The sequence below is a fragment of the Priestia aryabhattai B8W22 genome, from assembly GCF_000956595.1.
In the GTDB taxonomy this organism is placed as follows: Bacteria; Bacillota; Bacilli; order Bacillales; family Bacillaceae_H; genus Priestia; species Priestia aryabhattai.
In genome coordinates this window covers 26,011-38,275 of record NZ_JYOO01000026.1, presented here as the reverse complement: position 1 = coordinate 38,275, position 12,265 = coordinate 26,011, and the positions used below count along the sequence as shown (strand labels likewise).

Annotated in this window: 14 protein-coding genes; 6 read left to right on the top strand and 8 right to left on the bottom strand. The window is 37.2% G+C overall.

Annotated elements, in window-relative coordinates; genetic code table 11:
- Positions 1 to 52 precede the first annotated feature (52 nt).
- The 4 genes from N178_RS18835 (at position 53) to gdh (ending at position 4,203) form a co-directional block, all read left to right on the top strand.
- A complete protein-coding gene (locus N178_RS18835) occupies positions 53 to 1,621 on the top strand; it encodes an ATP-binding protein (RefSeq protein ID WP_045294054.1) in 1,569 nt (522 codons plus the stop codon).
- Between the two features lie 12 nt (positions 1,622 to 1,633).
- Positions 1,634 to 2,320, top strand: coding sequence for a response regulator (locus N178_RS18830; RefSeq protein WP_045294052.1), 687 nt, complete (start codon positions 1,634 to 1,636; stop codon positions 2,318 to 2,320).
- A 219-nt stretch (positions 2,321 to 2,539) separates the two neighbouring features.
- A complete protein-coding gene (locus N178_RS18825) occupies positions 2,540 to 3,400 on the top strand; it encodes a RhaT/GlcU family sugar-proton symporter (RefSeq protein ID WP_045294051.1) in 861 nt (286 codons plus the stop codon).
- Positions 3,401 to 3,417: 17 nt separating this feature from the next.
- The gene (gene gdh, locus N178_RS18820; RefSeq protein WP_045294049.1) at positions 3,418 to 4,203 is read left to right on the top strand and encodes a glucose 1-dehydrogenase; all 786 of its coding nucleotides are present in this window, start codon (positions 3,418 to 3,420) and stop codon (positions 4,201 to 4,203) included.
- A gap of 32 nt (positions 4,204 to 4,235) precedes the next feature.
- Here gdh and N178_RS18815 read toward each other — a convergent pair whose 3' ends face one another.
- The 6 genes from N178_RS18815 to N178_RS18790 form a co-directional block, all read right to left on the bottom strand.
- Positions 4,236 to 4,814, bottom strand: a complete 579-nt coding sequence (locus N178_RS18815; protein WP_045294048.1) for a ferric reductase-like transmembrane domain-containing protein — start codon at positions 4,812 to 4,814, stop codon at positions 4,236 to 4,238.
- A complete protein-coding gene (locus N178_RS18810; RefSeq protein ID WP_045294046.1) occupies positions 4,789 to 5,712 on the bottom strand; it encodes an FAD:protein FMN transferase in 924 nt (307 codons plus the stop codon). Before N178_RS18810 ends, N178_RS18815 begins: the two co-directional genes overlap by 26 nt.
- Before the next feature lie 12 nt (positions 5,713 to 5,724).
- The gene (locus N178_RS18805; protein ID WP_045294045.1) at positions 5,725 to 6,147 is read right to left on the bottom strand and encodes a hypothetical protein; all 423 of its coding nucleotides are present in this window, start codon (positions 6,145 to 6,147) and stop codon (positions 5,725 to 5,727) included.
- A gap of 215 nt (positions 6,148 to 6,362) precedes the next feature.
- A complete protein-coding gene (locus tag N178_RS18800; protein ID WP_045294043.1) occupies positions 6,363 to 6,833 on the bottom strand; it encodes a DUF2178 domain-containing protein in 471 nt (156 codons plus the stop codon).
- A complete protein-coding gene (locus N178_RS18795) occupies positions 6,823 to 7,041 on the bottom strand; it encodes a helix-turn-helix transcriptional regulator (protein WP_013081870.1) in 219 nt (72 codons plus the stop codon). The genes N178_RS18800 and N178_RS18795 overlap by 11 nt, the downstream gene beginning before the upstream one ends.
- Positions 7,042 to 7,189: 148 nt before the next feature.
- Entirely contained in the window at positions 7,190 to 7,372 is a 183-nt protein-coding gene (locus N178_RS18790) for a YolD-like family protein (RefSeq protein WP_013081871.1), read from the bottom strand.
- Positions 7,373 to 7,765: 393 nt separating this feature from the next.
- On the opposite strand from N178_RS18790, the gene ltaS reads away from it, so the two are divergent.
- Positions 7,766 to 9,694: a lipoteichoic acid synthase gene (gene ltaS / locus N178_RS18785; RefSeq protein WP_045294040.1), complete on the top strand. Its 1,929-nt coding sequence runs from the start codon at positions 7,766 to 7,768 to the stop codon at positions 9,692 to 9,694.
- A gap of 76 nt (positions 9,695 to 9,770) precedes the next feature.
- Here ltaS and N178_RS18780 read toward each other — a convergent pair whose 3' ends face one another.
- Entirely contained in the window at positions 9,771 to 9,971 is a 201-nt protein-coding gene (locus N178_RS18780) for a YolD-like family protein (RefSeq protein WP_074893948.1), read from the bottom strand.
- A 229-nt stretch (positions 9,972 to 10,200) separates the two neighbouring features.
- On the bottom strand, positions 10,201 to 10,671 hold the full coding sequence (locus N178_RS18775; RefSeq protein WP_045294036.1) for a GNAT family N-acetyltransferase: 471 nt from the start codon (positions 10,669 to 10,671) through the stop codon (positions 10,201 to 10,203).
- A 111-nt stretch (positions 10,672 to 10,782) separates the two neighbouring features.
- Between N178_RS18775 and pdxR the strand changes: the two genes are divergently transcribed.
- Entirely contained in the window at positions 10,783 to 12,180 is a 1,398-nt protein-coding gene (gene pdxR / locus N178_RS18770) for a MocR-like pyridoxine biosynthesis transcription factor PdxR (RefSeq protein ID WP_045294086.1), read from the top strand.
- Positions 12,181 to 12,265 lie beyond the last annotated feature (85 nt).

Sequence of the window (12,265 nt, the reverse complement as noted above, 5' to 3'; positions counted from 1 at the left end):
TCTCAACGTGGTAAAATTAAAATAAACTTCAATCAGCAGTAGGTGTTCCGCTATGATGCGCTTATCAATGCAAACGAAAATGACGGGGTTAATCTTTTTTATCGTGGTCTTTTCGTTGTTTTTAGCAAGTATTGTCGTGATTAATAATTTTGTGCAGTCAAAAGAAAATGATTTAGAGCAAAGGGCTTTAATCACTTCGAGAACAGTTGCTGAAATGCCTGAAATTCGAGAAAAAATTGAAAAAGATAGCAAGAACATTAATCAAATTGTAGAGCCGATTCGCATTATTCACGGTGCTTATTATGTAGTGGTTATGAATATGAATCATGAACGTTTGTCTCACCCTTTGCAAAGCATGATTGGAAAAATTTCTAAAGGAGATGATGAGGGACAGGCGTTTGCAGAACATACCTATACCGATAAAGCAAAAGGAGAAGGCGGAATGGTCATTCGCTCTTTTGTGCCCGTTGTAAACGATCAGCATGAACAAGTAGGAGTGGTTGTCTCAGGCTATCTTCTTCCGAAATTTACAGAGGTCATTTTAAGTTTAAAAAAAGAAATCTCTCTTATCTCAGGTCTTGCTCTTTTTTTTGGAGGATGGGGAGCGTGGGCGCTTGCATCTCGTATTAAAAAAGAGATGTTTGAGCTTGAACCCCATGAAATTGCCCGTTTGTTCGTAGAACGAACGGAGACCTTTAATGCCATGCATGAAGGAGTCATTGCCATTGATAAAGAGGAGAACATCACTATTTTTAATCATAAAGCGAAAATTATGATGGATGTACCCGATGAGGTAATTGGAAAAAAGATCTATGATGTGATTCCAGATACAAGACTGCCAGAAATTCTGCAGCTTAATCAGCCTGTTTATAATCGAGAGCTTCAAGTTCGAAATTTGAATATTTTAAGCAATCGTGTGCCGATTAAGGTTAATAATCACACAGTCGGTGCGGTCGCTATTTTTCAAGACAGAACAGAAGTTAAAAAATTAGCTGAAGAGCTAACAGGAGTTAAATCATTTGTAAGCGCTCTTAGAGTTCAAAACCATGAATACATGAATAAACTTCATACGATTGCAGGACTTATCCAACTTGGAAATAAGGACAAGGCTCTGCAGTACGTTTTTCAAGTGTCTGAACAGCAAGAAGAGCTCACCCAATTTCTTCATAAACATATTAAAGATGAAAGTATATCGGGGTTGCTGTTGAGTAAAGTCAGCCGTGCCAAAGAACTTGGAATTGAGTTAGCTATCGATCGCCACAGCGAGCTTCACTCATTTCCTCCTTACTTAGATCATCATGATTTTGTGATTATTATTGGTAACTTAATTGAGAACGCTTTTGATTCGTATCAGCATATGGAGCGTCGTGAACGGAAGGTCTATATAAGTATGGAACAAAATGACGGCATTCTTTCTATATTAGTTGAAGATAACGGATGTGGCATGAATGAAGATCAAGTAGACAGAATCTTTGATGAAGGTTTTTCAACCAAAGCAAAGGAAAATAGAGGAATTGGTTTGCATTTAGTAAAACAAATTGTTGAAAAAGGAAACGGTCAGATCGAAGTAGAGTCAGAATTAGATGTTGGAACGACTTTTATCATTACATTCTTTTTATAGGGGGAGTGGGAAATGAATAAAAAAGAATGGACGGTGCTTCTCATAGAAGACGATCCTATGGTACAAGAAGTGAACCGCCAATTTATTGAACAAGTTGAAGGATTCATCGTTATCGCTGCAGCTTCGAATGGTTTAGAAGGTATACAGCTCATTAAACAGCATCAGCCTGATTTAACGATTATTGATATGTACATGCCTAGTCAAGATGGCCTAACCACCTTACAGCAAATTCGATCAAATGGCTATAAAACAGACGTGATAGCAGTTACGGCTGCAAGTGATATTGAAACCGTACGAAAAGTTCTTCAGTACGGCGCGGTGGATTATATTATGAAACCGTTCAAGTTTGAACGAATGAAGCAAGCGCTTGAGCAGTATCGTTCGTTTCAAGTTAAAATAAGTCAAAAAGAACATATTACTCAGTCTGAATTAGATTCTATGCTGTTTCAGCAATTCGAAGAAAAATCCGATTTGCTTCCAAAAGGGCTAAATGCGGTTACGTTAAGGAGGATACAACAATATCTTTCCAAACAAAATCATCCGATTTCTGCTGAAGAAGTGGCGGACGGCGTAGGAATTGCGCGTGTTACGGCAAGAAGGTATTTAGAGTTTTTAGAACAGGAAAACGAGCTGAAATTATCAGTTGAATACGGCAGAGTGGGGAGACCTATTAACCGCTATATGTTAAAAATAAATTAAATCATACAGAACAGCTTTTATTTGGAAAAGCTGTTTTTTTGCGTTAGAAAGTATATCTTTTTCTCTCCTAGAACAAATTAAGGTATACAGTTTTCGCTATCCAAAGAATATTTCGTGCAGTCATTAATTCATAAAATGTCCCTGAGAAAGGATTAATGGCGGAAAAATTGGGGAATATGCACTTTGACATTTAATTTTAGCACAGGAAGGTTTTGAAACATGGACATATTGTTAGCTGTCTTACCAGCCATATTTTGGGGAAGCATTGTGCTTTTCAATGTGAAACTAGGCGGAGGACCTTATAGCCAAACGCTTGGAACCACATTAGGAGCTTTGATTTTCTCCATCGGTATTTATATTTTTGTACACCCTACGCTTACACCTTTAATCTTTGGGGTTGGAGTTGTATCGGGGCTATTTTGGGCAGTTGGACAAAGTAATCAGCTGAAAAGTATTGATTTAATTGGAGTTTCTAAAACAATGCCTATTTCAACTGGGCTTCAGTTAGTTTCCACTTCATTATTTGGAGTAATTGTGTTTCACGAGTGGTCTACAAAAACTTCAATCATTCTTGGTGTGCTCGCTCTTATCTTTATTATTGTAGGGATTGTTTTAACATCACTTCAAAGCAAAGAAGAGAAAGAGGCTGGAGAAGGAAAAGGAAACTTCAAAAAAGGAATTGTTATTTTATTAATTTCAACCGTTGGTTATTTAGTTTATGTTGTAGTAGCCCGTCTATTTAATGTAGACGGATGGTCGGCTTTGTTACCTCAAGCAATTGGTATGGTTATTGGAGGAGTATTGCTGACGTTTAAGCATAAGCCATTTAATAAATATGCAATTCGCAATATTATCCCAGGTCTTATTTGGGCCGCTGGTAATATGTTTTTATTCATCTCGCAACCTAAAGTAGGCGTAGCGACAAGCTTTTCGCTTTCTCAAATGGGAATCGTCATTTCAACATTAGGCGGGATCATCATTTTAGGTGAGAAGAAAACGAAGCGTCAGTTAGTTGGGATTATTATTGGAATTATACTGATCATCATAGCAGGAGTCATGTTAGGGCTCGCCAAAAGCTAACTAGGAGGGTATTAACAATGTATAAAGATTTAGAAGGAAAAGTAGTTGTCATAACGGGCTCATCTACAGGTTTAGGAAAAGCAATGGCGATTCGTTTTGCGACAGAAAAAGCCAAAGTAGTTGTGAATTATCGTTCTAAAGAAGAGGAAGCTAACAGCGTTTTAGAAGAAATTAAAAAAGTTGGCGGAGAAGCAATTGCTGTCAAAGGTGATGTAACAGTTGAGTCTGACGTTATCAATTTAGTTCAATCTGCTATTAAAGAATTTGGAAAGCTCGACGTTATGATTAATAATGCAGGGTTAGAAAATCCGGTTTCATCTCATGAAATGCCTTTAAGCGATTGGAATAAAGTCATTGATACGAACTTAACGGGAGCATTCTTAGGCAGCCGTGAAGCGATTAAATATTTTGTAGAAAATGATGTTAAGGGAACAGTTATTAACATGTCAAGTGTTCACGAGAAAATTCCTTGGCCATTATTTGTTCATTACGCGGCAAGTAAAGGCGGTATGAAGCTCATGACTGAAACACTTGCATTAGAATACGCTCCAAAAGGTATTCGTGTAAATAACATTGGACCGGGAGCGATTAATACACCGATTAACGCTGAGAAATTTGCTGATCCTGAGCAGCGTGCAGATGTAGAAAGCATGATTCCAATGGGATACATCGGAGAGCCGGAAGAAATTGCAGCGGTTGCTGCATGGCTAGCTTCTTCAGAGGCAAGTTATGTAACAGGGATTACGCTCTTTGCTGACGGCGGTATGACACAGTACCCATCATTCCAAGCAGGACGCGGATAAGGAAAAACGCACTCTATAATAGAGTGCGTTTTTTAGTTTTCCTGAGCTTTTTTTTGGTTCTTAGGAGCTGACTGGTGTTGAATTCGCAAAAAAAGCAAAATTAAAACGATGCAGCCAGTGATGCTGTACATCCCGAGAATAAGCGGCTGCTGTGTATCTGTTCCAGAAGAAATGCCGTGATACAGTGCTAGCAAATAGCCTGGAAAAGCAAGAAAATGAATGGCTTTCCATGTTTTTCTCCTAAGCTGTTTTATAAAGTCGGATGTACTAATTAGTACGAATAAAATGTAGAGTGAAATAGTACCGAGACCTGTGCTAATTGGTTTGTAATCGGAAGTGAACGGAATTAAAATGTCAGAAAGTGAAAAATGAATAGATTGATCAAATGATAAAACAAGTCCGTGAATCATGCCAAATAATAACCCGAACCACCCTGATGATTGATGAACCAGCAAAAGCTGTTTTTTTCGTTTTGGTTTAAAAAACGAAAAGCTGTGAGAAATGCCAGCGGCAACTGATACAAACATTAGTAAATAAGAAGTTAAGCCGGCTGCCCGAATGGTATTCCAAACGAGAAAGTGGGCACTAAATTGCGCGAGGAGAGTAGCCATAATGGTATACCTGACCTTTCACATGTTTTTCGATTAACACCCTGCCTTCTTTTGTAACCGCAATTACCTCTAAAGAAGGGTGATGCATTTTAGCTAATCTTAATCCAGCGTCCCATCCGAGAATAAGCATGCATTTTGCATAGACTTCAGAAACGGTCAAGTCTTCTGAAACAACCGTTACTTGCAGAAGCTCTGATGAACTAGGCTTGCTGATTCTGCCGTCAATAATATGATGGTGAGTGTGTCCGTTGACTTTCCACAATCGCTTGCCCACACTGCTTGTAGCAATGCCGCTGTTACTCTTTACTTTAATGCTCATGAGATTTTTGGATGAATGGAATGGATGAGACAGAGCAATGGACCAGTTCTTGCTAGCAGGCCCCCACGTTACAATATCACCGCCTCCATCGATTGCTCCAAGTGAAGTTCCTTTTTTCTTTAATTGATTCGCCATTTGCTGAATGCTCCAACCTTTGGCGATTCCGCCTAAATCCAGACCGACATTAGAAGCAAGCTGAATACTTCTCATTCCTTTATGAATCATGATAGGATTGACAGCATCAAAAGCTGCTACTTCTTGAGGAAGCTGGTTGTTAGGCAGTTGTTCAAAGCTTTGGTCATATCCTAGAGTTTGAATAGAATGATACAGAAATGGGTTGAAAATTCCGTTTGTCTCATTGTAATAGTAAGAGGCTGTTTTTACAGCTTCATACAACATTTTTGACGGTAAAAATAATCTTCCGTTCAGTGAATTAAGCTGTGAAAGCTCGCTTGTTGGAAGAAAGCGGCTTAGGGTTTCTTCTACAAGATAACACCAGCTCTCCACTTTTTTAATTACAGGTGCTTCCAGCTGATATACATTAAATTCGGTATTCATCGCTTTAAATGAGTAGCTCATTACATCACATCCTTAAGAAGGTCTTGATTGCATAGAAGAATCATTATTATTCCCCCAGTTATCCTGGCCATTGGGGGAATTATCATTTGACCACTGGTCTTGCTGATTACTCGAATCATCGTCTGACCACTGATTATCTTGACTGCTTGAATTATCGTCTGACCATTGATCACTTTGCTCATTAGAACTGTCATTTGACCACTGATCTTGCCCGTTAGTTCCATTGTCCGTATTGGAGTCAGGTCCTGAATTTGGAAATAGGTCCGTCTCATCTTCCGTTTGGGTTTGCGATGAATTACTGGCTGATGTATCGTTATTTAGTGCTGTAGCTGTTGAATTTGTTTGATCATATTTTTGAGAAAGTCCTACAAAAGTGGTAAATGCAGCAACGCTTGATAAACCAACCATCCATTTTGTCCATTTATTAGCTGCCATTGATATGCTCCTTTTATCTTTCCTATTTTGCAACTGAACACTGAAGAAAAACTGCAGTGGAAGGTAACATACATCGTTCAATTGTTATAGTTCAATATAGACAGAAAAAATGAAAAAATAGTGAAATAGATGTAGGTTGGATTATTTTTGTAGGGAGTTCAGTGAATTATTAGATTAAAAAAAGGTTGTTCTTTTTAGTAACAACCTTTTTTTAATCAGCGATAAATCTTACTAATTGATACGTAATAAACCGTTAACTGTACAAGAGAAAGAAGCAAAAGAACGGCAATGGGATAGAAGCTAAAAGAATTAGGTAACAGCGGATAAAAAGCTATTAATATAGCACCTATAGGAATAGAAAATAGGAGAAAAACAAAGGCTTTTTTACAAGCCTCTGCTGTTATCATCTTTTCACGTTCATCTTCTTCTGCAAATTCAAAAGGAAATAATAAAGGCGAAACGTTCTTCGTCTTTTTACGCGCGCGGTAGTAAAACAATGAGACGATTAAAAGCACAATTAAGGAAGCAAAAGAGCCTATAGACATAGTAATTTCCCACGGGGGTTCAGGGTGGGTCATAACTTCACTAAATTGAATATTTAGGCTTAAAAAATCATATAAAAACCACCCTACGCATAGTAGAGACACTACATTCAACAAATAAGATTTAATAACATTACTCAACATTTTTCTCCTCCTTTTGAAGTGTAAAAACATCTTCCATTTTTAATTGAAAGACATCACAAATTGTTAAACCAAGTAGTAGGGAAGGAACGTAATTTCCCTTTTCAATAGCTGCGATGGTTTGGCGAGTGGCTCCAACTTTTTCAGCTAAATCTCCTTGCGTATATCCATGTTTAGCTCTAAGCTCTTTTACGTGATTAATAAGAGTCAATATGATCACCCGCTGCCTTTTTAATAAATTTGTTAAGTTGATTTAACATTATGTAAAGTTAATTTAACATTAATTGGATTATTTTTCAATAATTTATGGATAAAAAATACAAAAAAGATCCTAGAAGAATTCTTCAGGATCTTTTTTGTTAATAAATTTCTTTAATGCCAGACAAACGAATGGAAAAAATGTTTTGTTTTTCGTCTCGTAGGGAGAGGGTTTGGTCGGTTAGGTTTAAATTTTGGATTTTTCCTTTGAAGGTTTGAAGCAGGCCATTTTCGTAATAATTCACGGTTACATGTTTGTTTTTCTTTAACGCTTTTAAAATCATTTATTCATCTCCTTTCATGTGTGCATCTTTTATGAAAAGAAAGCTGTGACTTAAGCATACGAATGTAGAGAATGCTCAAGGCAGAATTATTATTATACAGCAAGATGAGGATAGTTTGTAGATAAATTGTGAAAAAATGCACAAGTTTGCAGTACGGGTGTTGCAACAGAATACAGTATATGAGGGGAGAAGGGGTTTTATGATAAAAAAGGTGATTTTAGTTTATTTATTTGTGGGTATTAGGTAAACTAGTAGATGAATTTAAAGAATCTATCTATAGTTGTGAAGGCTAGGATTTCATTTAATTTTCATTTTCTATGAGTATAATGATAAAGGTTTTCTATATGTTCTTTGTGAATCTACTCATAAACTAATCGAGAAAGGAAAATCAAAATGAAGCGAATCGTTTCTAAGCCGCTGCACTATTTCATATTAGCCGCTGTTTTAATGTGGATAAAGTCGTACGTGGCTTATAAAACTGAATTTAACTTAGGCGTAAGCGGCGTAATGCAGCAAATTCTGCTGTTCATAAACCCTGTAAGTTCAGTGCTGATTTTTTTAGGAATCGGCTTGTTTTTTAAAGGAAAGAAAGCAGGAGCTTGGATTCTTGCAGGCAGTTTCATTATGACGCTGCTATTATACAGCAACATTCTCTATTATCGTTTTTTTAACGATTTTGTAACGCTTCCTACACTATTGCAGACAAGTAATGCAGGAAGTATGGGCGGAAGCATTATGGATTTATTAAAAGCACATGATGTTTTTTATTTTGTTGATTTTATTATTTATTTTTTCTTCTTTTTTAGTAAAAAGATTGACTGGAATAATGAAAAAGTATCGGTTAAAAATGCTGTAACCATTCTTTCTTTAGGATTCATGGTTTTTTCTGTGAACTTAACACTAGCAGAAATTGATCGCCCGCAGCTTCTATCTCGAACTTTTGACCGCAATTATTTGGTAAAGTATTTAGGCGCCTATAATTATACGATGTATGATGGTGTTCAGACTGCTCAAAACTCTAAACAGCGAGCATTTGCAAGCAGCAATGATTTAACGAACGTCGTTAATTTTAAAAACAGTCACTATGCGGAACCTAACCCCATTTATTTTGGAAAAGCTAAAGGGAAAAATATTATTAAAATCCATTTGGAATCATTTCAATCTTTTTTAATTGATTACAAATTAAATGGCCAGGAAGTGACACCGTTCTTAAATTCGTTGGCTCATGGAAATGACTTTACGTATTTTGATAATTTCTTTCATCAAACAGGACAAGGAAAAACATCAGATGCTGAGCTAATGATGGACAACTCTCTATACGGCCTTCCTCAAGGTTCCGCCTTTGTGCTGAAAGGAAGCAATACGTATCAGGCAGCACCAGCTATTTTAGATCAAAAAGCTGGCTATACGAGCGCTGTGCTGCATGGAGACTATAAGACGTTTTGGAACCGTAACGAAATTTACAAGCAGTTCGGTGTGGATAAGTTTTTTGATGCAAGTTATTACAATATGACGGGTGAAAATAAAATTAATTATGGCTTAAAAGACAAACCGTTCTTTAAAGAATCTGTTCCAATGCTGCAGTCTTTACCACAGCCGTTCTATGCGCATTTAATTACGTTAACAAACCATTTTCCATTTTTACTTGGAAACAATGAGGCAAGCATACAGCCGGCTAACACGGGCGATGCGACAGTTGACCGCTATTTCCAAACGGCTCGCTATTTAGACGAATCATTGCAATCTTTCTTCCAAGAACTGAAAGCTTCTGGCCTTTATGATAATTCTGTGATTATGATTTATGGAGATCACTACGGTATTTCTGAAAATCATAATGCGGCAATGGAAAAAGTGATAGGAAAAGAAATTACGCCTTATGAAAATGCTCAGCTGCAGCGTGTACCTCTATTCATTCACGTTCCTGGAGTAAAAGGCGGAGTTAATCATACGTACGGTGGAGAAATTGATGTTGTGCCAACTCTTCTTCATTTAGTAGGGATTGACAGCAAAGAGTTTATCCAATTTGGTACAGATTTATTTTCTAAAGGTCATGATGATGTAGTAGCGTTCCGTAATGGCAACTACGTATCTCCGAAATATACATTAGTGGATGGAACGTATTATGATTCTAAAACGGGCCAAGCGCTTAAAGAAAATAATCAAATGAAAGCTTATAAACAGAAGGTAGCGAAAGAACTGGAGCTATCTGATCAAGTGCTTTATGGTGACTTACTTCGTTTCCACAAGCTGAAGGATTTCCAAACAGTCGACCCTTCAAAATATATGTACGGGAAAGAAGAAACAGAAACATCAGCTAAATAAAGCTAAAATCAAAAGAACATGATGACTTCTGCAAAGCAGAATGAGCATCATGTTCTTTTTTACTGTAAACTATTCATCAATAAATTTCTTTAATTCCCGATAAGCGAATAGAGAAAGTATTTTGCTGTTCATCTTTTAATGAAAGCGTTTGGTCTGTTAAATCTAGGCGCTGTACTTTTCCTTTAAACGTTTGAAGCAAACCGTTTTTATAATAGTTAATTGTAACGGCCCCGTTTTTTCTTAATGCTTTTAAAATCATTTTCAAAACTCCTTCCATATTTAAAATGTGTATGATTAACGAGCTGTAACATTCATTTTCATTTGCATATGTTTATTATACACAAAAATAGAAAGCGTTTTCACTAAAAGTTTGAACACTTTGTGAAAACTTTAACAGAGAATGTGACAAATACATACAGAAACTGATTTATTTGTCGTATTCATCATAAAACACATTTATGAAAGGAGTGTTAAGAACGTGTTAAAACTTTATGGATGGAAGAATATTATAAACTATCGTTTGAAATGTCGTAGTGAATCCACTCATCGTTCGTTACATTTCCGCCCATTTTTCTGTACAGCGTTTGGGCTCTTGTATTATCATAAGCCGTTTCCCAAGACATAGCTGCATACTGATGTTCTTTCGTATACTGGTGACTAATCGAAAATAACTTTTCCCCAATTTTTTGTCCTCTTGCTTTTTCAGTAACGTACAAGTCATTTAAAATCGCTACAGGTTTTACACGCGTGGTGCTAAATGTAAAATAAAGCGTTGAAAAACCTACTGCCTCGTCATTTTGAGTCGCGATAAACTGAACGCCAGCATCCGGATGGTGAAACAAGTGGTTAATTAAATTTCTCAGCTGCTTTTTGGCAGGCTGAGGGCGCTTGTAAAAATCAACAATGTATTCGTTCATTAATGAAATAAGTGCTTCCATGTCAGCAGCATTAGCTTGACGAATTGTAATAATAGTCATTAAATCTTCTCCTTTTTAATCAGATGATCTACACTTATAGTAAAAGAAATGTATCCCTTCTAAAAGAGCCAGATTTTAAAAATAAGATAGGGACAGATGAAAGGAGCTAGCGTGAAGTTCACACCTTTATTAAATCGCAAGGATGATACGCCGTTGTATCACCAGCTGTATGAATATATAAAAAAAGAAATTGTATCCGGAAGGGTGAAAGTAAAGGACAAACTGCCTTCTATCCGGTCTCTTGCTGATTACTTAAACGTAAGTCGAAATACTGTAGATATGGCCTATCAGCAGCTTTTAGCTGAAGGATATGTAGAAAGCAGGCCCAAAAGTGGATTGTACGTAACGAATACACAGTTTGATTTACTGCAAACAGATAAAAAGCCGACTGTATTTTTACACGCTCACTCAGAAACAAAGTCGTGTACCTATGATTTTCGGTATGGAAAAGTTGATAGCCGTTTGTTTCCTTTAAATGAGTGGAAAAAACGATACAATGAAAGTCTTCAAACTTATAGAGAAGCGCTGTTCACGTACCAAGAAAGTCAAGGAGAAGAATCACTGCGAGAAGAAATTGCTATGTACCTTTATCAGTCAAGAGGAGTGGTTTGTTCGAAACATCAAATTATTATCGGAGCAGGTACGCAGCACTCGCTCAGTTTACTAGCGCAGGTGTTAAAGCCAAGCATCAGAGATATTGCCTTTGAGAATCCTTGCTATGACGGGGCTAGCTTTGTATTTAAACAGCATGGATTTTCCTTAAAACCCGTGTCGCTTAATAACAAAGGCATAAACATCCAAGAGCTTTATGACAGCCAAGCACGAGCTGTTTATGTCACACCATCTCATCAGTTTCCATACGGAATGATCATGCCTGTTTCAAGAAGAATAGAGCTTCTTAAATGGGCGAATGACTGCAATGGTTTTGTTATTGAAGATGATTATGACGGAGAATTTCGTTATAAAGGCTCTCCCATCCCTTCATTGCAAAGCTTAGACTCTAAGGGGCGCGTCATTTATACAGGGACATTTTCAAAATCTTTTATGCCTTCTTTAAGAATCAGCTACCTTGTATTACCGGAAGTGCTTCTAAAGGAATATCATGAACGTTTCTCATTATACGAGCAAGCTGTTCCAGCCCTTCATCAGCGGACGCTCGGGCTGATGATGAAAACCGGAGAGTGGAGCAAGCATTTAAGAAGAGTGAAAACTGCTTATCAACTCAAACACGGTACTCTTTTAACGGCTTTACACAAGGAGTTTAACAAAAACATCACGGTGTCAGGAGAATATGCAGGTTTGCATATACTTGTCCGCGTGCACAACGATATGAACGAACAGCAGTTAATTAACGCAGCTCGAAAGCAAGATGTCTCTGTCTACGGCACTTCTCGTTATTGGCTTACGGAATCACCTCACCAAAAGACTCATCTATTATTAGGTTTTGGAAGTTTGGAGAGAGAAGAAATAGAAGAAGGAATAAGGCGGTTGAAAAATGCTTGGTTATAAGCCTCTCCTCATTTCTTTGGTTTCTTGACAAAAGTTGCCTAGTCCTTTAGACTTTTTTGCATATATTTTAAATTATCTGAAAGGA

Bases quoted from the DNA above. Each gene is read 5' to 3' on its own strand.
- N178_RS18835 (WP_045294054.1), top strand. From the start codon at position 53: ATGATGCGCTTATCAATGCAAACGAAAATGACGGGGTTAATCTTTTTT.
- N178_RS18830 (WP_045294052.1), top strand. From the start codon at position 1,634: ATGAATAAAAAAGAATGGACGGTGCTTCTCATAGAAGACGATCCTATG.
- N178_RS18825 (WP_045294051.1), top strand. From the start codon at position 2,540: ATGGACATATTGTTAGCTGTCTTACCAGCCATATTTTGGGGAAGCATT.
- gdh (WP_045294049.1), top strand. From the start codon at position 3,418: ATGTATAAAGATTTAGAAGGAAAAGTAGTTGTCATAACGGGCTCATCT.
- N178_RS18815 (WP_045294048.1), bottom strand. From the start codon at position 4,814: ATGGCTACTCTCCTCGCGCAATTTAGTGCCCACTTTCTCGTTTGGAAT.
- N178_RS18810 (WP_045294046.1), bottom strand. From the start codon at position 5,712: ATGAGCTACTCATTTAAAGCGATGAATACCGAATTTAATGTATATCAG.
- N178_RS18805 (WP_045294045.1), bottom strand. From the start codon at position 6,147: ATGGCAGCTAATAAATGGACAAAATGGATGGTTGGTTTATCAAGCGTT.
- N178_RS18800 (WP_045294043.1), bottom strand. From the start codon at position 6,833: ATGTTGAGTAATGTTATTAAATCTTATTTGTTGAATGTAGTGTCTCTA.
- N178_RS18790 (WP_013081871.1), bottom strand. From the start codon at position 7,372: ATGATTTTAAAAGCGTTAAAGAAAAACAAACATGTAACCGTGAATTAT.
- ltaS (WP_045294040.1), top strand. From the start codon at position 7,766: ATGAAGCGAATCGTTTCTAAGCCGCTGCACTATTTCATATTAGCCGCT.
- N178_RS18780 (WP_074893948.1), bottom strand. From the start codon at position 9,971: ATGGAAGGAGTTTTGAAAATGATTTTAAAAGCATTAAGAAAAAACGGG.
- N178_RS18775 (WP_045294036.1), bottom strand. From the start codon at position 10,671: ATGACTATTATTACAATTCGTCAAGCTAATGCTGCTGACATGGAAGCA.